The 21,391-nt window shown below is 60.2% G+C and carries 21 protein-coding genes and 2 tRNA genes; 17 read left to right on the forward strand and 6 right to left on the reverse strand.

The features are described 5' to 3' along the window. The first annotated feature begins 67 nt into the window (after positions 1-67). From aroC to thrS, 12 genes are all read left to right on the forward strand, one after another. A complete protein-coding gene (aroC, locus tag EHF33_RS08150) occupies positions 68-1,222 on the forward strand; it encodes a chorismate synthase (RefSeq protein WP_124869887.1) in 1,155 nt (384 codons plus the stop codon). 5 nt (positions 1,223-1,227) lie between these two features. Continuing rightward, positions 1,228-2,019, forward strand: coding sequence for a shikimate kinase (locus tag EHF33_RS08155; RefSeq protein ID WP_241191097.1), 792 nt, complete (start codon positions 1,228-1,230; stop codon positions 2,017-2,019). Continuing rightward, the gene (gene aroB, locus EHF33_RS08160; protein ID WP_124869890.1) at positions 2,006-3,073 is read left to right on the forward strand and encodes a 3-dehydroquinate synthase; all 1,068 of its coding nucleotides are present in this window, start codon (positions 2,006-2,008) and stop codon (positions 3,071-3,073) included. The genes EHF33_RS08155 and aroB overlap by 14 nt, the downstream gene beginning before the upstream one ends. A 63-nt stretch (positions 3,074-3,136) precedes the next feature. After that, positions 3,137-3,571 carry a type II 3-dehydroquinate dehydratase gene (aroQ, locus tag EHF33_RS08165; RefSeq protein WP_124869893.1) on the forward strand — a complete coding sequence of 145 codons (435 nt, stop codon included), beginning with the start codon at positions 3,137-3,139 and terminating at the stop codon, positions 3,569-3,571. 13 nt (positions 3,572-3,584) lie between these two features. Continuing rightward, a complete protein-coding gene (locus tag EHF33_RS08170; protein WP_124869896.1) occupies positions 3,585-4,406 on the forward strand; it encodes an alpha/beta hydrolase in 822 nt (273 codons plus the stop codon). A 1-nt stretch (position 4,407) separates the two neighbouring features. Continuing rightward, complete coding sequence (locus EHF33_RS08175) at positions 4,408-4,956, forward strand: hypothetical protein (protein WP_124869898.1); 549 nt, start codon at positions 4,408-4,410, stop codon at positions 4,954-4,956. Positions 4,957-5,086: 130 nt separating this feature from the next. Continuing rightward, positions 5,087-6,445, forward strand: coding sequence for a cation:proton antiporter (locus EHF33_RS08180; protein ID WP_241191098.1), 1,359 nt, complete (start codon positions 5,087-5,089; stop codon positions 6,443-6,445). Between the two features lie 108 nt (positions 6,446-6,553). Further along, positions 6,554-7,156 (forward strand): CDP-alcohol phosphatidyltransferase family protein, encoded by a 603-nt coding sequence (locus tag EHF33_RS08185; RefSeq protein WP_124869901.1) that lies wholly within the window; start codon positions 6,554-6,556, stop codon positions 7,154-7,156. Continuing rightward, positions 7,156-8,109: a phosphatidate cytidylyltransferase gene (locus EHF33_RS08190; protein ID WP_124869903.1), complete on the forward strand. Its 954-nt coding sequence runs from the start codon at positions 7,156-7,158 to the stop codon at positions 8,107-8,109. Before EHF33_RS08185 ends, EHF33_RS08190 begins: the two co-directional genes overlap by 1 nt. After that, positions 8,109-8,780 (forward strand): lysophospholipid acyltransferase family protein, encoded by a 672-nt coding sequence (locus EHF33_RS08195; RefSeq protein WP_124869906.1) that lies wholly within the window; start codon positions 8,109-8,111, stop codon positions 8,778-8,780. The genes EHF33_RS08190 and EHF33_RS08195 overlap by 1 nt, the downstream gene beginning before the upstream one ends. Positions 8,781-8,868: 88 nt before the next feature. After that, on the forward strand, positions 8,869-9,738 hold the full coding sequence (locus EHF33_RS08200; RefSeq protein ID WP_124869909.1) for a class I SAM-dependent methyltransferase family protein: 870 nt from the start codon (positions 8,869-8,871) through the stop codon (positions 9,736-9,738). A gap of 301 nt (positions 9,739-10,039) precedes the next feature. Beyond that, positions 10,040-11,989, forward strand: a complete 1,950-nt coding sequence (thrS, locus tag EHF33_RS08205; protein ID WP_124869912.1) for a threonine--tRNA ligase — start codon at positions 10,040-10,042, stop codon at positions 11,987-11,989. 59 nt (positions 11,990-12,048) lie between these two features. Here the strand turns inward: thrS and EHF33_RS08210 are convergent, their stop codons facing one another. Both EHF33_RS08210 and EHF33_RS08215 read right to left on the reverse strand, forming a co-directional pair. Next, positions 12,049-13,194, reverse strand: coding sequence for an HAAS signaling domain-containing protein (locus EHF33_RS08210; RefSeq protein ID WP_124869915.1), 1,146 nt, complete (start codon positions 13,192-13,194; stop codon positions 12,049-12,051). After that, complete coding sequence (locus EHF33_RS08215) at positions 13,191-13,514, reverse strand: PadR family transcriptional regulator (protein ID WP_241191099.1); 324 nt, start codon at positions 13,512-13,514, stop codon at positions 13,191-13,193. Before EHF33_RS08215 ends, EHF33_RS08210 begins: the two co-directional genes overlap by 4 nt. A gap of 107 nt (positions 13,515-13,621) precedes the next feature. Here EHF33_RS08215 and EHF33_RS08220 point away from each other — a divergent pair. Both EHF33_RS08220 and EHF33_RS08225 read left to right on the forward strand, forming a co-directional pair. Further along, positions 13,622-13,697, forward strand: a tRNA-Ile gene (locus tag EHF33_RS08220). 20 nt (positions 13,698-13,717) lie between these two features. Beyond that, a tRNA-Val gene (locus tag EHF33_RS08225) sits at positions 13,718-13,792 on the forward strand. A gap of 61 nt (positions 13,793-13,853) precedes the next feature. On the opposite strand, the gene EHF33_RS08230 is transcribed toward EHF33_RS08225, so the two are convergent. Next, positions 13,854-14,648: a COG4705 family protein gene (locus EHF33_RS08230; RefSeq protein WP_206431573.1), complete on the reverse strand. Its 795-nt coding sequence runs from the start codon at positions 14,646-14,648 to the stop codon at positions 13,854-13,856. Positions 14,649-14,943: 295 nt separating this feature from the next. On the opposite strand from EHF33_RS08230, the gene EHF33_RS08235 reads away from it, so the two are divergent. Next, the gene (locus EHF33_RS08235; RefSeq protein ID WP_124869921.1) at positions 14,944-15,414 is read left to right on the forward strand and encodes a fasciclin domain-containing protein; all 471 of its coding nucleotides are present in this window, start codon (positions 14,944-14,946) and stop codon (positions 15,412-15,414) included. Positions 15,415-15,476: 62 nt separating this feature from the next. Here EHF33_RS08235 and EHF33_RS08240 read toward each other — a convergent pair whose 3' ends face one another. From EHF33_RS08240 to EHF33_RS08250, 3 genes are all read right to left on the reverse strand, one after another. Beyond that, positions 15,477-16,535, reverse strand: coding sequence for a YncE family protein (locus EHF33_RS08240; RefSeq protein ID WP_124869924.1), 1,059 nt, complete (start codon positions 16,533-16,535; stop codon positions 15,477-15,479). Further along, entirely contained in the window at positions 16,532-17,017 is a 486-nt protein-coding gene (locus EHF33_RS08245) for a YbhB/YbcL family Raf kinase inhibitor-like protein (RefSeq protein WP_164473440.1), read from the reverse strand. The genes EHF33_RS08240 and EHF33_RS08245 overlap by 4 nt, the downstream gene beginning before the upstream one ends. Positions 17,018-17,218: 201 nt before the next feature. After that, positions 17,219-18,502: an ArsB/NhaD family transporter gene (locus EHF33_RS08250; protein WP_241191100.1), complete on the reverse strand. Its 1,284-nt coding sequence runs from the start codon at positions 18,500-18,502 to the stop codon at positions 17,219-17,221. A gap of 193 nt (positions 18,503-18,695) precedes the next feature. On the opposite strand from EHF33_RS08250, the gene dusA reads away from it, so the two are divergent. Together dusA and EHF33_RS08260 are read left to right on the forward strand one after the other, a co-directional pair. Continuing rightward, complete coding sequence (gene dusA, locus EHF33_RS08255; RefSeq protein ID WP_124869930.1) at positions 18,696-19,742, forward strand: tRNA dihydrouridine(20/20a) synthase DusA; 1,047 nt, start codon at positions 18,696-18,698, stop codon at positions 19,740-19,742. A gap of 288 nt (positions 19,743-20,030) precedes the next feature. Beyond that, on the forward strand, positions 20,031-21,218 hold the full coding sequence (locus tag EHF33_RS08260) for a branched-chain amino acid ABC transporter substrate-binding protein (RefSeq protein ID WP_124869933.1): 1,188 nt from the start codon (positions 20,031-20,033) through the stop codon (positions 21,216-21,218). Positions 21,219-21,391: the final 173 nt, after the last annotated feature.

Consider the following 21,391-nt stretch of genomic DNA (forward strand, 5'->3'; position numbering starts at 1 on the left):
CGTTTTGTGCCCTGTCGTCTGGGCAGCGTCCAGAACCGCGCTCCCCGGCTCTGATAAAGTTGGAGACATGAGGTTTTTGACCGCTGGAGAATCGCACGGGCCGCAACTGACGGCCATCATCGAGGGCCTGCCCTCCCAATTGCCGCTACTCAAGGCCGATATCGATCCGATGCTGCGCAAGCGCCAGGGCGGCTACGGGCGCGGGCGGCGGATGGTCATCGAAACCGACGAGGCCCAGATCATGAGCGGCGTGCGGGCCGGACGCACCACCGGAGCGCCCGTGACGCTGGTGATCGAGAACAAAGACCACCGCAACTGGACAGAAATCATGTCGCCTGAAGAAGGCGGCGAGCCGCGCAAAAAAGCGCTCACCGAGGCCCGCCCCGGCCACGCCGACCTCACCGGCGGCATCAAATACCGCCACAAGGATTTGCGCGACGTGCTGGAACGCGCCTCGGCCCGCGAGACCACGGCGCGGGTGGCGGTGGGCGCAGTGGCCCTCAAGCTGCTAAGCGAACTGGGCATCGACGGGGTCAGCTACGTGACCCACCTTGGCGGCGTGGACGCCCTCGGCGCGTTCGGCTGGGACAGATTAGACGAAATCGAAGCGTCTGATCTGCGGACGCTGGACAAGAACGCCGAGCAAAGGATGCGGAGCGGCATCGATCAAGCCAAAAAAGACGGCGACACCCTCGGCGGCATCGTGGAAATCCGTTTTCGGGGCTTGCCGCCGGGTCTGGGCAGCTATGTCCACTGGGACCGCAAACTCGACGGGCGCATCGCCGCCGCCGTGATGGGCACGCAGGCCATCAAGGGCGTGGAAATCGGCACCGGCTTTGAAAATGCCCGTGTGCCCGGCTCCAAAGTCCACGACGCCGTGTATGTGGGCGAGGGCGGGCACGGCTACCGCCGCGAAACCAACGGCGCAGGCGGCCTGGAAGCAGGCATGACCAACGGCGAAGATCTGATCGTGCGGGCGGCCATGAAGCCGATTGCCACGCTGATGAAATCATTGCCCACCGTGGACGTGGTAAGTCACCAACCTGCCGACGCCGCCAAAGAGCGCAGCGACACCTCCGCCGTGCCTGCCGCCGGAATCGTGCTGCACGCGGTGATCGGCTGGGTGCTGGCCGACGCGGTGATGGAGCGGTTCGGCGGCGATAGCCTCCCCGAACTTCTGGAGCGGGTTCAAGCGGCGCGAAACTACGCGCAACACTACTAGGGCCGGTGACTCCCCATCCGCTACCGCTGATTTCCGAATCGGCGCTGGAACTGGGTTTGGCCGCCCACCTCAAGGAAGTGCCGGAAGAAGTTTTGCAGGCCCAGCTCAGCTCCACTCTCTTTGCAGAGGGTGAGCGAACTGGGGGTTTTGAAGCGGGCACATCGTCTAGACTGCAAAGCATGAATTTGCCCAGCCTGATTGACCGCCCCGCGAACTGGATCGCGCTGGCGGGCTTTATGGGGACGGGCAAGAGCCGAATCGGTTGGGAGCTTTCCCGCGAACTCTCGCTGCATTTTGTGGACACCGACAAACTGATTTCGCGGGTGGTCGGCAAAACCATTCCCGAGGTGTTCGCGGAGCGCGGCGAGGGCTTTTTTCGTGCCTGCGAATCGGAAGTGGTGCGCCGCGTGACCCGCTTAGATTACGCGGTGGTCAGTCTCGGCGGCGGCACCTTTATCCACGAGAGCAACCGCCGCGAACTGCTGCGGCGCGGCCCCGTGGTGGTGCTGACCGCGACGCCCGAAACGGTTTACGCCCGCACCAAGAATTCGGATCGCCCACTCCTACGCGTCCCCGATCCCCTGACCCGCATCACCGAACTGATGCGCGAGCGCGAAGGCGCGTACCAGCACGGCACCATTCACGTTCACAGCGACGGGAGGCCTTCAGAGGAGATCGTGGCCGAAATCGTGGAGCGGCTGTGGGACTGGCAAGACACCCAAACCGACGCCCAGCACGAAGCCGACGCCGAACGAACGGCGCTGGACTGGCAGGAGGTGGAGCGTGCCTGCGACTGAGCCGCTTGGGCAAGTTCTGACCGTGGAAGTCGGCGGCGCTTTGCCCTACCGCGTCGAAGTCGGCTCCGGTTTACTGGCCCACCTTGAAGTGCCGCATAAGCAAGTGGCGCTGATCTATCCCAGTGATTTGCCCAAGCAGTTCGTTGAGCAAGTGCAGACTGCCCTCTCCCCTGCCGTGATGATCGTGGTTGCGCCCCGCGACGCCTGCAAAACGCTGAGCGTGCTCGAAGGCGTGCTCTCCAAACTGGCTCAAGCCAACCTGACCCGTGACAGCGCCGTAGTGGGTCTCGGCGGCGGGGCCGTGACCGATCTGGCAGGCTTCGCGGCGGCGAGTTACCTGCGCGGGGTGGCTTATTACTCGGTGCCGACCACGCTGTTGGGTATGGTGGACGCGGCAGTGGGCGGCAAAACCGGAGTCAACTTGCCGGAAGGCAAAAATCTGGTGGGCGCGTTTTGGCCGCCCAAGCAAGTCTGGGTGGACGTGGACACACTGACGACCTTGCCCCCCGCCACCTTCCGTGAGGGCGCTGCCGAGGCCTACAAGCACGGCCTGATCGCCGATCCCAGCCTGCTTGCGCGGGTGCTCTCGCCTGAGTTCGTGCCGGGCCATGCCAGCTTGCCGCAAACCATCGCCGACGCGATTGCCGTCAAGGCCGGAGTCGTCACCCGTGATTTGACCGAGCAGGGTGAGCGGGCGTACCTCAACTTCGGGCACACGCTGGCGCACGCGCTGGAAGCAGTCACCCACCAAGCGGTCACGCACGGCGAAGCGGTGGGCTACGGCATGCACTACGCCGCGCTACTGTCGCGCGAAATGGGCGGCAAAGACTTGACCGATTACACGCGGGCCTTTTTGAAGTACCAAAAGCCCCAGCCGCTGCCTCCGCTCACTTTTGAACAAGTCTGGCCTTACATGGCCCGCGACAAAAAAGCCGACGCCGAGGGCGTGCGCTTCGTGCTGCTCTGCGATTTGGCACAGCCTTATCTGGCGCGGGTGCCGGAAGAAGTGCTGCGTCGGGCTTTTAGGGTGTGGCTGGAGGAAGTAACGCTCTAAAACCATTCGCGCTGCTTGCTTCATCCGCTCCCAACACCCCATCCCCCCAACCGAGGTATCCGTATGCTCCTGATCCTCAACGGCCCCAACCTCAACCGCCTCGGCAAGCGCGAACCGGGCGTCTACGGCACCCTGACGCTGGAAGAACTGGAACGGCAATGCGAATTGTGGGGCAGTGAACTCAGCACCACCGTGACGTGCCGCCAGAGCAACTTCGAGGGTCAGCTTCTGGAGTGGATTCACGACGCTGAAGAACACGGCTTTACCGGCATCGTGATCAATCCCGGTGCGCTGACCCACTACAGCTACGCCCTGCGCGACGCCATCAGCGGACAGAATGTGCCGGTGGTGGAAGTGCATATCAGCAATGTGGACGCCCGCGAGGAGTTCCGGCACAAATCGGTGACGGCGGCGGTCTGCAAAGGCAAGATCAGCGGCCTGGGCTTTGCCGGGTACAGGTTTGCCATGGAATTTCTGGTCGAGGAGGTGGGCCAATGAAAGAGGCAGAACAGTGAGTTGGGAACCGTATGCCGCTTTGCCAGACAGCACCGTGACCGGTACTTTGCTTCAGTGGGAAGGAGTGGGTGACGCCAACCACGCGCCGCGCACCATCCTGGCTTGGCTGCCGCCCTCGTATGCGGCGCAGCCGGACAGGCATTACCCGGTGGTTTACCTGCACGACGGCCAGAACGTCTTTGACGCGGCCACCAGTTACAACATCAGCGAGTGGGGAGCCGACGAGACGCTGACCGAACTGGCTGCTGAGGGGCTGGAACCCATCGCCGTCGCCGTTCCCAACGCCAACGAGCGGCGCTACCACGAGTACAGCCCGGTGCGCCATCCCGGATTTCCACCGGAGGCTCTGGGCGGAGGCGGCGACGAGTACATCGACTTCCTGATCGACACGGTCAAGCCGCTTGCGGACACCTATCTGCGAACCTTGCCGGACGCGGCGCACACCTCACTGCTCGGCTCCAGCATGGGCGGGCTGATCAGCCTCCACGCCCTGCTGACCCATCCGGAGGTTTTCGGCGGCGCGGGCGTGATGAGTCCGGCGTTCTGGGCCTGTGCAGGCGAGGCGTTCGGGCGGGTCAGGAGCAATCCGCCGATTACGGGCAAAATCTGGCTAGACATCGGCGGCAAGGAAGGCACCGACCACCCGGAGCAGGAGCAGGCCTACTGGGACGACGCCCATGCCATGCGCGATCTGCTGCTGGAAAAGGGAATGGGCGAACGCCTGCGCTTTCAAGCCGACCCGGCAGGGATTCATAGAGAGACAGCCTGGAGAGTAAGGCTGCCGGGGGCGCTCCGGTTTTTGCTGAGCGGCGAGTGAAGTGGCAAGCGGCCTGAGCAACAAGCTGACCGGGCAGATTGGAGAGTTTTTGGTATGCGCCGAAATAGGGCGGCAATTGGATATGGTCGCAACTCCCTTCGCCGGAAATGTGCCCGCCTTTGATCTACTGGTTGCCGACGAGCAGTGCCGCGCCGTGCCTATTCAGGTGAAGGCGGCACGAGGGACACAGTGGCCTTCCCGAGCGGATGCATGGATACAACTGACTGTTGTAGACGGCCAACAGAAGGACGGCGGCGATCAGGAGATTGATCATCCCAACCTGATCTCTGTTTTCGTCGCCATTGCCCCAAGAGGCGCTGCCCAACAGAGCGACAATCTTAAAGATCGGTTTTTTATTCTGACCAAACGCGACGTGCAGAGCATTGTGGCTCCCACCTACCGGAACTATATGGACGAGCGCAAAATACCCTGGCAGCGCCCACATAATCCGGCCTCGTTTGATGCCCGAATTGACGCCTCACAACTGAAGGATTTTGAGGACAACTGGGAACTCATCAAGCGTCAGCTCGAAGCGCAAGCCTCTGCTTAGGGCTCAGCATTGCACGCCGTTTAGGGGTAGAGCGATGTTGAGTCCAGAGACATTAACAACCCCATAGCTTGAATTGGGGCGAACTCCCCTTCTAACTACTCCCCCACTCCCCGCCGCCTTAAACTGCGGCATGTCACCTGACGCCCTTTCCTCCAGCGAATTCTTCGGCGTCTTCATGGTGCTGATCTCGGCGCTGTCCTACTTCAACAGCCGGTTCTGGAAACTCTCGCCCACCATCGCCATGCTGCTCAGCGGCCTGGTCATCGCAGGCGCAGTGGCACTGGCCGACTCGTTGGGCTGGCCCCCCGCCGGGCGTGTCCGAGATCTGGTGCAGGGCATTCCGTTCGGCACACTGGTCTTCGACTGGCTGCTGAGTTTCTTGCTGTTTTCCAGCGCCCTGCAAATTGATGTGAAGTTACTGTTTCGCAAGCGGCTGGCCGTCATCGCCATGACCCTGCTGACCACCCTGATCACCATGCTGCTGCTCGGCGGCGGGTTTTACGGGCTGCTGAACTGGGCGGGCTTGCCGATCACCTGGCCGCTGGCACTGCTGTTCGGAGCGATTATCGCGCCGACTGATCCGGTGGCGGTGTTGCCGATGCTTCAAGCCGCCCGCGTGCCCAAAACGGTAGAAACGCTTATCGCTGGCGAGAGCCTGTTCAACGACGGGGTGGGCGTGGTGGCCTTTACCGTGCTGGTGGCCGCCACCTTGCCCGCTGCTGGAGAGGCCGCTCAAACGGTCACGGTGCTGAGTACGGCGCTGCTGTTTTTACGCGAAATGCTGGGCGGCTTGCTGGTGGGAGCGCTGCTGGGTCTGGCCGCTATTTTACTAATCAAGCAAGTGCCACGCGAAGAAAACACCCGCCTGACCATCACGCTGGCGATGGTGGTGGGCGGGAACGCCCTGGCGCAGTGGTTGGGCATCAGCGGGCCAGTGACGGTGGCGGCCAGCGGCCTTACCCTCTCGGCTCTGCTGCAAATCTGGCGGCGGCGGGCCAAACAAAGCGGCTGGTTGGGCAGTTTGTCGGGCGACGAGCGCCGCCAATTGGAAGACACCCGGACGCGGCTGTTTGGCTTCTGGCAATTTATCGATTACCTGCTCAACGCCGCCCTGTTTACCGTGATGGCCTTTGAAGTGCTGAGCCTGAAAGTCAATATTTTGCTGCTGCTGCTGGCTCCAGCGGTGATCGGGCTGAATTTGGTGGCGCGGGCCATTGGCGTGTGGCTGCCAGTGACTTTGCTCAAAAACCGCGAAACCTTTGCGCCCTACACCAAACGGGTCATGATCTGGTCGGGCCTGCGGGGCGGCGTGACGTTGGCGCTGGCCTTCAATTTGCCCGACAATCCGCTGCGCGGCACCTTTTTGGTGCTGAGTTACGCGGTGGTGGTCTTCAGCATGTTGGTGCAGGGACTGACCTTGCCTGCACTCGCTGGGAAACTCAAGGAAACCGCCCAGGAAGACGCGGCGGAAGGCCAGCCGGTGACTTGAGTGTTTGACCCGAGTGTTTTGCTCCCTACCTTGCCGCCCCGCAACAAAAGATCAACTCCCACTCCAGCACGCCCTGACATAAGCTAAGGCCACCGGAGGCTCCAACCCATGACCGTATACGCTGCCAAACCCGCGTTTCAAAAACTGCTGCGCCCGCTGGCTTACCGTCTGGCCGACCTGGGGGTGAGCGCCAACGCTGTAACGCTGAGCGCCATGTTCTTGTCGGTGGCTTTGGGGGCGAGGCTGGCCATCACTATCGTGGGCGGCGGGCGCTGGGTGTTCTTTTTGCTGCCCGCGTTTTTGCTGACCCGCATGGCCCTCAATGCCATTGACGGTCTCATCGCCCGCGAACGCCACCAAGTCAGCCGCCTCGGCGCGTACCTCAACGAGCTGGGAGACGTGGTTTCGGATTCGGCACTATATTTGCCGTTCGCGCTGCTGCCTTACGGCTGGCCCGCCGCCATGCTAGTGGCCCTCAGCGCCGCTAGTGAGTTGGCCGGAGTGCTGGGGCAAGTCAGTGGCGGAACAAGGCGCTATGACGGCCCGCTGGGCAAAAGTGACCGGGCGCTGTGGCTGAGCTTGCTGGCCCTACTGCTGGGGTTTGGAGTCGCGCCGGGGGTGTGGCTGGCGGTGGTGCTGGCGGTGTTGTGCGTCCTTGCGGCGCTGACCATCGTCAACCGGGTGCAGCGCGGCCTGGGGGAAGTGAGTTGATGCAGGGCATCCTGGAAACCTTGCGCGGCGGCGTCGGTCTGATCCTGGGCCTGATCTTGCTGCTGCTGCTGATCGCTACTTTTATTTCCGAACTGGTGCCCAAGTTGCGCGGAAGGGCTGGCAGCCCCGAACTGATCTCGCGGGTGCGGGCGTGGTGGGTGATGGCGGGCCTATTCGTGCTGGCGGTGCTGGTGGGCAAACGGGTGGGCATCGCCTTCATCATGTTTTTGTCGTATTTGGCGCTCAAGGAATACCTCAGCCTCATTCCGCAGCGTAGCGCCGACCGCAAGGTGCTGCTGTGGGCCTACCTCGCCATTCCGCTGCAATACCTGTGGGTCTTTACCGGACGCTACGGCATGTTCATCATCATCGTGCCTGTCTACCTGTTCTTGCTGCTGCCCTTCCGGCTGATGCTCACCGGCATCACCCAGAACTTTTTGCGGGCCAGCTCGACTTTGCACTGGGGGCTGATGATGACCGTCTTTTGCCTCGGCCACCTGGCTTACTTGCTGGTGTTGCCGCCGCTGCATCCGGCGGGCGGAGTGGGCCTGCTGCTCTACGTGGTGCTGGTGACGCAGTTCAACGACGTGGCCCAGTATGTCAGCGGCAAGAGTTTCGGTAAACACAAAATCGTGCCGCAGGTCAGCCCCGGAAAAACGTGGGAAGGCTTTATCGGCGGCCTGATTTGCACAGCAGTGCTGGCAGTGGTGATCGCGCCGGTCATTACCCCGCTGAGCGTTTGGGAAGCGCTGATTCTGGGTGTGCTGCTGCCCGCCGTCGGCTTCATCGGGGACGTGACCATGAGCGCGGTCAAGCGTGATCTGGGCGTCAAGGACGCCTCCAGCATGATCCCCGGACACGGCGGCATTCTGGACAGAGTCGACAGTTTGATGTTCACGGCTCCCGTGTTTTTCCACTTCATCTACTACTTCGTCTACGGGCCTTACCGCTGATGCCCGACTCTGATTCGGCTGGCCCGCATCCGTGGTTGCGCCCGCTCTTTTTCGCGGCGGTGATTCGGCCCGCGCTGCTGCTGGGGTTCGGGCTGGGCGTGCGGCACCGGGAGCGTTTGCCACAAACCGGCCCCGCCATCGTGGTCGCCAACCACAACAGCCACCTCGACACCTTGCTGCTGCTCTCCTTGTTTCGGCTGGGGGCGCTCAGAACGGTCAGGCCCGCCGCCGCCGCCGATTATTTTGGCAAGTCGGGCGCAGTGCGCTGGGTCACCCAGAATCTGATCGGGGCCATCCTGATCGAGCGCCACGCCGAGGGAGGCCGCCGCACTGACCCGCTCGCGCCGCTGAGCGCGGCCTTACTGCGCGGCGAAATCGTGCTGCTGTTTCCTGAAGGCACGCGCGGCAAGCCCGAAGTGCGTGAAGCGTTCAAAACGGGCCTGGCCCACCTCTCCCGCCGCCATCCTGACGTGCCGGTGATTCCGGTGGCGCTGCGCGGGCTGGGTCACGCGCTGCCCAAAGGCGAGTGGATTCCGGTGCCGCTCAATTTGTACGCGGCGATTGGTGAAGCGGTGGAGTCCGATCCCAAGAACAAGCAGGCCTTTACACAGGCGGTGGAAGCGGCGATTGACGCGCTGGACGCGGAGCTGCCCACTGCCGTGTGGGACTGAGCAGCCAACCCATCAGCGGGACGAAAGTCCCAAGCCCCCTTTATCTTCGCCTCAATTGCTGACACTCTGTCAACTGCTAAGCTCAGTCATGACCCCAACCTATGAAGAGCTGGCCCGTCCACTGCCCCTCATCAGCCCCAAGCGTTGGTATTACGGCGCGGTTCACCGCATCATGAAGCTGGCCAGCCCACTCAGCAAAGGCTTGAGCATCGGCTTCGAGCACGGCTTCGATTCGGGTGTAATGCTGGAGCACGTCTACCAGAACATCCCCACCGGCACGGGGCCACTCGGCAAGCTGATTGATAAGGTGTACCTCAATTCGCCGGGCTGGACCGGCATTCGGGCACGCGGCGAACTGGTCAAGGACGCCCTGCGGGCAGCGCTATACCAGCACGCCCCCGCACAGGGCGGTACCCTGAGGCTGCTGGACGTGGCCTGCGGCGGCGGACGTTACGATTTGGAAGTCTTGCGGGAGTTTCAAGACAAGCGGCCCGACGTGAAGATCGAGGCCACCCTGCGCGACTACGCTCAGGTCAATGTGGACAGCGCTCAAGCTCTGGGCCAGAAGCTCGGGGTGCGCGGCGTGACCTACCAGCGGGCTGACGCCTTCAGCGACGCTGACCTGGCACAGGCGACGGAAAGCGGCTTGATCGACATTGCCATCGTCTCGGGTCTGCACGAAATCCTGGCCAACGACGATCTGATTCACCAGCATTTCAAGCAATTGAGCGGGGTGCTTAAGCCCAACGGCACGCTGATTTACACCTTGCAGCCCACCCACCCGCAAGTCGAATTTATTGCCCGCACGCTGCCGTCGAATACCGGAGATCTGTGGGTGATGCGCCTGAGAAGTGCCGAACTGATCGAGAGCTGGGCCAGCGAAGGCGGCTTCAAGTCAGGGGCACGCTGGATGGAGCCGCAGGGGATTTTCGGGGTGGTACTGGCAAACAAAAGCTAAGCAGACTCAATGCTCAGCTCAACTGATGGGACTGTGGCCGGAATCATCTCGCCCCAGCCGTCTAAAGCGGGGATGCCGAATACTGAACGCAGTGACCGCCCCGCACGGTCTCCTCTGCTAGACTGAAGCCATGCGGCCCTTCCCCCATCATTCCAACCTGATGATGCGCGGCGCTGGCCTGTCGAGTTCACAACAATCCGTCACGCGAACTCTTTGCGCCTGAGAGCTGCCACTTTGCTCTCAGGCGTTTTGTTGCGTCGCGCTGCCGTTCCCCTTTTCAGAAAGCCAAACAGGAGTTACCATGCACGTTTTTTTACCTGACGGAAAACAACTCGACCTGCCCGAACACGCCACTGCGCTTGACGCCGCCAGAGCCATCGGCCCGCGCCTGGCCCAAGACGCCCTCGCCGCGACTGCCAACGGCGTGCTGACGGATCTGGTCACGCCGCTGCCCGAAGGGGCCGAGATCAGCCTGATTACCAAGAAAAACCCCGGACAGGCCCAGAGCGTCTTCCGGCACTCGCTGGCCCACACCATGAGTCAGGCGGTGGGCGAATACTACGGGCGCAAGGGGTTTCCCAAAGAAGCCGTCAAGCGCGGGGTGGGGCCGAGCATCGAGAATGGTTTTTATCAAGATTTTGATTTGCCCGAGCCGCTGCGCGAAGAAGACTTGCCGGACATTGAAGCCATCATGCGCGAAATCATCGGGCGCAATTTGGACATCACCCGAGCCGACGTGGGCAAGGCGGCGGCGCTGGAGCAGTTCAGCTACGATCCTTACAAAGTCGAGCTGATCTCGGAGCTGCCCGAGGGCGAGCCGATCACCTTCTACACGCAGGGCGAGTATGTAGACTTGTGCCGGGGGCCGCACTTCCCGAGTACCGGCAAGCTGCCCACCGCCTTCAAGCTGACCAGCACCTCGGGCGCGTACTGGCGCGGCAATGAAAAGAATCCGATCTTGCAGCGCATTTACGGCGTGGCTTTTGCTTCCCAAAAAGAGCTGGACGAATACCTGGAACGCCTAGAAGAAGCCAAGAAGCGCGACCACCGCAAGTTGGGCCGCGAAATGGAGCTGTTCACCATCGATCCGCTGGTGGGCAAGGGCCTCCCACTATGGCTGCCCAACGGCACGGTGCTGCGTGAGGAACTGACCCGTTTCCTGCGCGAACAGCAATTTCAGCGTGGCTATCAGGGCGTGATTACCCCCAACATCGGCAATTTGGAACTGTACAAGGTGTCGGGCCATTATCAGAACTACAGCGACAGCAACTTCTCGCCGATCACGGTAGACGACGAGCAGTACATGCTCAAGCCGATGAACTGCCCGCACCACGTCCGCATTTACGCCGCCAAGCCGCGCAGCTACCGTGATCTGCCGGTGCGGCTGGCCGAGTTCGGCACGGTCTACCGCTACGAGCAGTCTGGCGAACTCAACGGCCTGACGCGGGTGCGCGGCTTTACCCAAGACGACGCCCACATCTTTTGCCGCCCCGACCAGCTCAAGACCGAGTTTTTGAACGTGCTGGATTTGACGGTGCTGGTGCTGAAAACCTTTGGCATGAACGACGTGCGCTTCCGCGTGGGCACCCGCGACGAAGGGGGCGATAAGTACGTGGGCAGCGACGAAAACTGGACGGCTGCCGAGGCTCAGATTATCGAGGCGGTGAGCGAAGTGGGCCTGCCGTACAGCATCGAGCCGGGTGACGCCGCCTTCTACGGCCCCAAGCTGGACTTCGTGGTGCGCGACGTGATCGGGCGCGAGTGGCAGCTCGGCACCATTCAGGTGGACTACAACCTGCCGGAGCGCTTCGACATCAGCTATACCGGCGAGGACGGTCAGGAACACCGCCCCGTGATGATTCACCGCGCACCGTTTGGCAGCTTGGAGCGCTTCGTGGGCATTTTGATCGAGCATTACGGCGGCGACTTTCCGCTGTGGCTGGCCCCGCGCCAGATTGCCATCATCCCTATTGCGGATCGCCACAATCCTTATGCCGAAGAACTCCGCGCCGAGCTGCACGCGGCAGGCCTCCGGGCTGAGGTGGACGATTCCAGCAACCGGATGAACGCCAAAGTGCGTCAGGCTGAACTGTCCAAGATTCCAGTGATGCTGATCGTGGGCGACAAGGAGCAAGAGGAGCGGGCCGTCAGCGTGCGTGAGCGCACCCCGGAAGGCCACAAGGAGCGCAAGGGCGTGGGCTTCGACGACTTGAAGGCTGAGTTGCTGGAAAGGTATCAGACGCGGGCGTAAGATAACTACAGAACCGCCGCCGACCTCTGTAGGGTCGGCAGCAGTCTTTTTATCTGTGGCTATTTGGCAGTGAGAATGCCTGTTCTGGGGATGACTTCGGGTGGGCTCTTGAGCGTCGGATCAAGCTTGAGAAGAATCGCCGTATTTGCCGGAGCTTTTTGCCAAGCTTTAACGGAATCGGCAAAATGAAAGCTTTTGATCAATGTTTTGCCAGAGAAATTCAAATTGAAGAAATTTGATGTGCCGGAAGCATCAGCGTGAGTCATCATCGAACTGACGTATTTCCCTTTAGGCATAGTACTGTCGTTTATATTCATACGCTTGATAGCCAGAGCGTAGATTTGTTTTGGAATCAAGTCATGAACAATCAAAGGAATGTGTTTCCCTTTCGTGCTGAGGAGAGGATCCCAATCTATGAATCCACTGCCTTGAACCGGTCGACTCAATAATTCTGCAATCTGCTGATTCCACAACTCCAAGAAAGGAAAGGTGTTCATTCCAGCCAGTTCAGATGGCATATTGAAAGCTTGGCCATCAACCGAGATCTTCACTGCGGTGTTAGACATGTCCATACTAATTGGCCATGCCGATTTCAAGATCAAAAGCGTCATTTCATTAAAGTCGACAAATGCAGGTGGAGTGACGTAAAAACCGTATTTTTTAGGAAGCTCCATCCCCTCAACCTTACGTCTTACCGCAGAACCAAGATCTAAAGAGACATGGTTGGAAAAAACAAGTTGAGCGCGTTCGTCATTTCCAACAATCTTTATGGGCGTCCCTTTAAATATGCCCGCGACTTCCGAGAAGCTCAGGAGACTCTTTATCTGGTCGCCGGAGTCTCCACTTGAAACGATTCTGAGTGGGTAGCGGGGATCAGCGAAACTGCTGGGTGTATCTGTGATAGGAAAGGCCGAAATCATCCTCAACTGCCAGCCCATCCACGTCACTGCCAGCACGCCGACGGCGACCACGACATTCAGCGCAGGATGAACGTAATGCACTCGCCTGAGCGCTTGATTGGCTTCGTCCGGCGATCCCAGCTCACTCAGCACCCGCGCTGCGAAGTCACCCGGCTCCAGTCCTTGCGTTTGGAGTGCCTGCATCCGCTCAACAATGTGGCTTTCCAATTCAGCGCGGACTTCTATCCGTTGCCGACGTGCCAGTCCTCTGGTGACCCGCTTGAGATAGCGTTCAACCTCGTTCATACGCCGCCAAACGGCTGCATGGCCTTTGCAAAAGTGCGCCAGCCGGTTTGCTCTTCGCGCAGGCGTTTCTCGCCGCTTTCGGTCAAACGGTAGACTTTGCGCGGTGGGCCGCCAATATCGCTCGGCTGCTGACTCGCCGCGATCAGTTTTTGTTTCTCCAATCGGTGAAGCGCCGGATAAAGTGTGCCTTCCTTAAATGAAAACGCGCCCTCGGTGCGCCCCTGCACTTCCTGAATGATCTTTAGGCCATACAGTGGCCCACCTTCCAATGTGGCCAGCAGCACCAAATCAAGGTGGCCTCTAAGCTTATTGGTATCCACGTTCTCGCCTCCTGAAGCACAACTTCCTTGCTTGCCTATATAGTGAAGCAAGGTAGACAGTTTGACAACCCCCCACTGCGTTGCTATCATTCCACTCGCTTCGCCCTGGGCCTTTAGCTCAACGGTTAGAGCAGTCGGCTCATAACCGATTGGTTGCCGGTTCAAATCCGGCAAGGCCCACCAAGACGTGCCGTACACAGTATGGGCGGTTAGCTCAGTGGTAGAGCATTCGCTTCACACGCGAGAGGTCGTAGGTTCAAGTCCTATACCGCCCACCAAATTTAAGCCCGCCCAGTGCGGGTTTTTTCGTTTGGCCTTTCTACCCGACTCGGCAGCCGTTTAGAACGTACTGGCAGCTTGAATCTGGTCTCGGTGGGTAGTGGTGAGGTAGATAATCACCGCGCCGATTAAAACCAGAAAAATGGCACTGGTGGTTAGCGTACCGAGGTTGAGGCCACCCGCATCTTTGGGCTGCGACAAAAAGTCGCCGATGGACGCGCCCAGAGGCCGGGTCAGGATGTAAGCGATCCAGAAGGCCAGCACCGCGCCCAAGCGTAAGAAGGCGTGGGCAAACGCCACCAGCGCGATAATACCGCCAAAAATCAGCGCTGAAGGCCAGTAGCCCAGCGCCAGCTTCTCAGCCACCAAATCGCCCGTCGCCGTTCCGAGCGCAAAGGTGAACAGCACCGCCAGCCAATAAAACCCTTCGCGCTTGAACGTAAAAATGCTGTGGATGGACAGCGTTTTCTCGCTGGCATACCAAGCCGCAAACGTCGCAGCCAATGCCACTGAGAAAATCCCGCTGGAGACCCATAAACTGACGCCGAAATTGTCGGTCATGTTGTCGGTAATCAGGGTGCCGACCACGCTGATGAGCATCACCGCCAGCCAGTAGACCACCGGCACATAGCGGCGCGACCGGAACTGCACCACCAAGATCGCCGCGAGCACCGCGCCCATGACCAGCGTGGTGCCGGTCAAGCCCAGATTCAGATTGGTATTCAAAAAATCCGCCGCTGTCTCGCCGATGGTGGTGCACAAAATCTTGATGATCCAGAAAAACAGCGTGACTTCCGGCACCTTGCAAAGCATGGTTTTGAGGGTGGTGTTCTGATCAAGGGTTCCTAAGCTCATACGGGTCTCCTTTGGACTGCTCAGCAGTGGGCAGCACCTTCAGGGCCAGCTTAAAAACATTTGGTTAAGGCACGGTATAGTCAAAAAAATGGCGGAAGTTCGATTGAAATTCCCTCAACTGGGCCATTGGTTTTATAAATGCTCTGATTTCAGTCATTCAACTCTTCCATGAGCTAAACATAAGATACCCAGATTGAAATCGTATCCTACCGAACAATACTGAGTAACAAGAGTTCGAGATATACTTAGATTTTATCTTAGAGCTTCAGACTGCTTAAGCAGGACAGGAGACACCATGAAAAATACAACTGTAATTCTTTTTGCGGCCCTCGCTCTCGGCAGCGCTTCAGCTCAGGGTACAGACACCATCGCCAGCATCGTCACCAAAGACGCGCAGTTCAGCACTCTGCTCGCGGCCCTCAAAGCAGCTGGCCTCGACAAGACGCTGGCCGGTAAGGGGCCGTTCACGGTGTTCGCACCGACCAACGCAGCGTTCGCCAAGATTCCCAAAGCCACTCTGGACGCCCTGCTCAAAAACAAAAAGGAACTCACCAAAGTGCTGACCTACCACGTGGTCGCCGGCGACGTGATGGCCGCTGACGTCGTCAAAATGAAGTCCGCCAAGACCTTGGAAGGTTCCAGCGTCAAAATCAATGTGATGGGTAAAAACGTGATGTTAGACAAAGCCAACGTCACCAAGACCGACATCAAAGCGTCGAACGGCGTCATTCACGTCATTGACACGGTACTGATGCCGAAAATGTAAACCGCTCCACACGAAACAGCCCGCTTCCAGACATTGTGGAAGCGGGCTGTTTCGTGTCGGGCTTAGCGGTAATTTCCAGTGTGACCCAGCGAATAGCGGCCCGGCTGCGGAAAGAAGGTCAAGCCGTGCGGCCCGTTGCCGACTTTGATTTTCTTGAGCAGCTTGCCACTTCGGGTATCAAAAACGTAAACCACGTTGCTGCGCCGACCCGACAGCCACAGTTGCTTGCCGTCTGCCGAGACGCTGCCCATATCGGGACTGCCGCCACCGGGAATCTTCCACTTGGCGATCAGCTTGCGCTTGGCAAAATTCAGCACGCTGACACTGCCCTCGTCGCGGTTGGAGATGAACAGGCGGGTCGCGTCACGGCTGGGATACAACCCGTGTGCGCCTTTGCCGGTGGGAATGAAACCGATCTTTTTCGGAACCGGGCCTGAGCCGTCAATGACGTGCAGCCCATTGCTCATCATGTCCGCCACGTAGTAGACCTTACCGTCCGGCGCGATTCGCACGTCCTGCGGCATTCCGCCGACGTGCAGCTTCCCGGTAACGCTGCGGGAAGTCAGGTCAAGTTTGATGAGGTCGCCGCTGAACTCGCAGGCGGCCAGAAGGTGCTGACCATCCGGGCTGAAATCCATGTGGTTGACGCCCTGACACGGCACGGCGATGGAGAAAGCGGGCGTCATGGTTTTGACGGCCAGAAAGTCCAAGCGGGCCTGATTTTCAGCCACCACCAAAGCGTATTTACCGTCCGGCGTAAAATAGAGGTTGTAAGGATCGGGCGTGGGAACCGGCTTACCGGGTTGGCTGCTGCGCGGGTCAATCGGGGTCAGCGATTGCCGCCCTTTGTCGCTGACGACGTACAGCGTCTGGAGGTCGTGCGCGGCCACCACATGCTGAGGCTCAGTGTCGACCCGGAAGGTGGACAGGACTTTGAACGTTTTGGGATCAATGACGCTGACGGTGCTGTCCAGACCATTGGGCACGTAGACGCGGGCGGGAATGCCCTTTACGGCTGGGCTGAGCATTCCCGCAGCGGTGTGGGCGTAGAGATTGAGGGCGTGTGACGGACTCAACGCCGCTAAGCTGAGCACCACCGCCAAGCGCCGCACAAGCTTCATTTGACCGGCCAGACCAAGTGGGCTTTGGCTTCTTGCAGCTTGTGGCGCTTGATGGCCGAGTGTAAAGTTTGCAGCGGCGCACCAGCAGGCAAGTGGAGCGAGGCGACATCCAGCGCGTAGTAATCAATATAAAGGTCGTGTCGGCCTTTGGCGCACACCGCCGTGTACCCGGCTTGGTTGGCTTCGTTGGTGGCCGCTTTGCCGCCCGCGACGCTGAGCGAACGGGCCGACGCCGCTTTGAGCTGAGTCGTTCCCAGCGGCAAGTCGAAGATCAGCCACCTTCCGCTGAGTGCGCTGGAGCGCTGATCCCAGAAGATGACGGCGTAACTTTTGGTGCCGCTCGGCGGCGTGCCGGAGAACGTGAGCACAGGTGTGGTGGCCGCGCCGCACTTGAGAGCGGTATCACCAGCGGAAAAGGCAACGGCAAACGGAGCCGGAGCCGCCTGCGCGGTGGAAAGAGCAAGCAGAACAACCGCACTCAAACGCTGATTTGTGTTCATCTCCGGAATCGTTTCAGAGTTTGCTAAACACCAAGTAAAGCCGCCGTCTGGCGCTTCAACATTCCGGCTTGACTGTTGGAAATTCAGCCGCGTCATACGTGTGCTCTACAGCCTCTCTCAATGATCTGATTGAGTGGCGACAGCAGCGGACTCATGCGGTCGCAGGATGGCTGACTTGGCGCGTCAATGGTGCAGCAGCACCAATGCGCACAAGGTCAGCAGCAAGGTCGGCAAAGTCACGGCCCAAGCCAGCCGCAGATACTCGCCCCAAGACACCTGCCACTTCCGCGCCGCGAGCAGGCGCAGCCACAGCAGCGTCGCCAGACTGCCCAGCGGCGTGAGTTTGGAGCCGAGGTTGGCCGCCACGATGTTGGCGTAGACCGCCAGCGTTTCGGCGTGTGGCGGCAACTTGGCCTGTTCGATGCCCAGCGCTCCGATCAGCAAGGCCGGAAGGTTGTTGGACACGGCTGAGGCCAGCGTCATCAGCCCGCCGAGGCCGTAGGTCAGCGCCCAAGAACCGCGCTGCCACAGCGCCGCGAAGACGCTTCCCGCCGCGTCGGTGACTCCGGCATTGCGTAAGCCGTAGACCACCAAATACATGCCCAGTGAAAAGACCACCACCGACCACGGCGCATTTTTGAGCACGGCCACCGCCGGACGGCCCCGTGCCCAAGCGGTCAGCAGCAGCGCCGCCGCCGCCAAGAGCGCGGGCAGACTTTCAGGAATGCCCCAGCGCGGCGCAAGAAAAAAACTGATCAGCAGCGCTGCCAGCAACCCCGCGCCCACCCCGCATACCGCTGTGTCTTGCAGCGCTGAGTTGGGCGCAGGCAAACCCTGTACGGCGTACCCGGCTGGCAAACTTTTATGAAAGCGCCACCACAGCGCTGCCAACCCCGCCGCCACCGCCGCCAAATTGACCGGCCCCATCACAGCGACGTAAGCCGCAAAACCCAGCTTGAACTGATCGGCGCTGATGAGGTTGGTGAGGTTAGAGGTGATCAGGGGCAAGCTGGCGGCGTCCACGATAAAGCCGGTGGCAAACAGCAGAGCCAGCCCAGCCGGGCGCTTGAGTTCGAGCAGTTCACATAACTCCAGAGCAACCGGCGTCAGGATCAGCACCGCGCCGTCATTGGCGAGGAGAGCGGCCAGCACCGCCCCAAACAAGATCAGCAGCACGAACAGCCGCGCCATGTTTCCACCGGCCCACCGCGCCAAGTGCAGCGCTACAAAGCGGAACAGCCCCGCTTCGCTGAGCAGCAGACTGAGGACAATCAGCGCGATGAGGGTGAAGGTGGCATTCCAAGTGGCTTGCCAGACCACCCACACGTCTGCCCACTGCACCAAGCCCAGCAGCAGCGCCGCCGATGCGCCCAGCCCAGCGCCCAGCGCGATATTGAGCTTAAAGGGACGGACGATCACCAAAAACAGCGTCGCGGCGAACACGGCCAGAGCAGCGAACAAAGTCACGGAGTCAGTTTAAGCGCTCTCCAGCAAAGTTCGGCGTGGCACTGAGCAGAAGCGTTTTGAGCGGCGCTCACGGCTTCAACCTCCCGACCACAAAAACATGGACGCTGAAACTGTTTCCAGCGCCTAAGCACCGCCGCAAAGCAGCCCAGACCGCCTTGTTACCCGCCCATAAGCGCTATATTTTCCGGCTGAGATGACTGCCGGCCTGCTGCCTCCCCACACTTTCAGCGTCGCCCCGATGCTCGACTGGACAGACCGCCACTGCCGGGTCTTTCACCGCACCCTCAGCAAGAGAGCGCTGCTGTATACCGAGATGATTACCACGGGAGCGCTACTGCACGGCGACGCCAAAAAGCACCTCGACTTCTCGCCCGTTGAGCATCCGCTGGCGTTGCAGCTCGGCGGCAGCGACCCCTTGGCACTGGCCGAGTGCGCCCGCATGGCTGAGCAGTGGGGCTATGACGAAATCAACCTGAATTGCGGCTGCCCGTCTGACCGGGTGCAGAGCGGCAGCTTCGGCGCTTGCCTGATGGCCACACCCGAGGTGGTGGCCCGCGTCGTAGACGCTATGCGCGGCGCGACCCATCTGCCCGTGACGGTCAAGCACCGCATCGGCATCGATGACCTCGACAGCTATGAGCTGCTATACCGCTTTGTTCAGACGGTGGCCGATGCGGGCTGCCAGACTTTTATCGTTCACGCCCGCAAAGCCTGGCTCACTGGCCTGTCGCCCAAACAAAACCGCGAAGTGCCGCCGCTGAGATACGACTTGGTGCGCCAGCTCACGGACGACTTTCCAGCGCTGACCTTCGTGCTGAACGGCGGCATTCAAACGCTGGACGACGCCCAAAACCACCTGACCTGGGCCGGCGGGGTGATGCTGGGCCGCGCCGCGTACCAAACGCCGTATCTGCTGGCCGCTGCTGACCGCGATGTCTTTGGCACTGACACCCTGCCGCCCAGCCGCCGCGAGGCGATCGAGGCGTTCAGACCCTACCTTGCCGAGCAACTTGAGCAGGGCGTGTACCTGAGCCGAATGCTGAAGCACACGCTGGGCCTGTTTGCCGGACACAGCGGGGCGCGGCACTACAAGCGCACCATCAGCGAGCGGGCCTTCAAGGACGGCGCGGGTCTAGAGGTGCTGGCCGACGCTTTGGCAGGCATCCCCGACAGTGTGCTGGACTCGCGGGAACTGCTGCCGCCGGAGCGCGAGGCAAAGGCATTGGCCGCTACGATGTAATCACGCTCGTACACCCTGTAAGGAGCGTACAAAAAGAAAAACCTGCTGCAGCAGAAGGTATGGGGAGAAACGAGCAAATGTGGATGCCTAATTCCCAAGCGGTCAAATCGCAAACGCTAAGCGGCAGCTTTTTCCATTCGGGCCAAAATAGTTGTTATGTAAGCGCAGCGTGACATGGCAAGTCGGAGACTGGCGGTCAAAGCAGGAGCGTAAGTCACTTGACCTTGTTCTAGATCATATGATCTGGCGCATTTCTCCCTGTCTCGCCTCTCGACCAAGGAGAATCCCATGCTCAGATCCCGCCTTGCTTTACCACTGGCCGTCCTCACCTTGAATCTACTGAGTACCCTTGTCAGCGCAGCGCCTATCAAGATCGCTTCAGTCAGTCCCTTGAGCGGCGGTTTGGTTGGCAGCGGCACCGAACTCAAGCGCGGCGCGGAACTCTCGGTCGAGCATCATCTTCAGGAATTCAAGGCGCTCGGTTATGAACTGAGCCTCGTCTCGTTCGACGACCAGGGTTCACCCGTCGCCGCCAAGCCGCTGGCCCAGAAGATTGCCAGCGACCCAAGCATTTTGGGTGTCGTCGGAGCATACAACTCCAGTGTCTCCAACGTGCTGGGCGAAGCTTTTGCGCCCAGTAAGCTGGCCATCGTCACGATCAGCACCAATGACAAATTGACCAAGAACGGCTGGACGCATTTCAACCGGGTGGTGGCCCCCGACGGCGCACAGAGCGTCGCGGCAGCCAGCGCCCTGATTGATCAGCAATCTGGAACCATTTACGTCATCTCCGACAACACCACCTACGGCAATGGCCTGACCAAAAGTCTGGTGCAGCAGCTCGGAGGGAGCAGTGTCAAGGTCGCTTGGTACGGTGGTGTCAGCACCGATAGCGAGATTGCTAGAGCCGTCCAACGGATCAAGGCCAGCGGCGTAAAGACCGTGTATTTCGGCGGTACAGACGATGTGGGCGGACGGCTGGTCAATGCACTCAGCACAGCCAAGGTCAAAGTCAACCTGATGGGCAGTGACGGGATCGACTCGCCCAATTTCATCCGGCAGGTTTCGGGTCGGGCGACCAATATCGCCTACACGACAGTCTTCGGGCCGCTTTCACTGTTTTCAAACAGCGGGGACTTCAGTGCCCGCTACCAAGCTCGCTACAAGACTCCGGCGAGTGGCGTGGCCGCTTACGCCTACGACGCTGCCGAAGCGCTGCTGGGTGGATTGAAGGCAGCAGTCATCAGCGCCAAAGGTATTCCAACCCGCATGCAGGTAAGCGGTGCTGTGCGGAACATCGATCTCCCAGCCTGCTTCGACGTGGACAAGAGCAGGTGCCAGACCATCAGCGGAGCGATTGCATTCAGCAGCACCGGAGAGCGCCAGAAATCGACAGTGCTGGTGATGAAGTATGACGACATGCTGCAAACGAAGATGACCAAGATCGCCACAGTGAATGCCAGCGACCTGAAGTGATCAGTAAGCCCAAGCACTGACCTGAGAGACGAGTGCTGGGGCCGTTCTCATATCAGGCGATCTTTCCACGCAAGAAGGTCGCCAAAAAGTTATCCACAGCCCTGAGTTGAGGCTGTGGATAACTTCATTTTGTTGCTCGTTGCTGCCAGCACTTCAATAGAAAGATTGCAAAA

The sequence above is a fragment of the Deinococcus psychrotolerans genome, from assembly GCF_003860465.1.
In the GTDB taxonomy this organism is placed as follows: Bacteria; Deinococcota; Deinococci; order Deinococcales; family Deinococcaceae; genus Deinococcus; species Deinococcus psychrotolerans.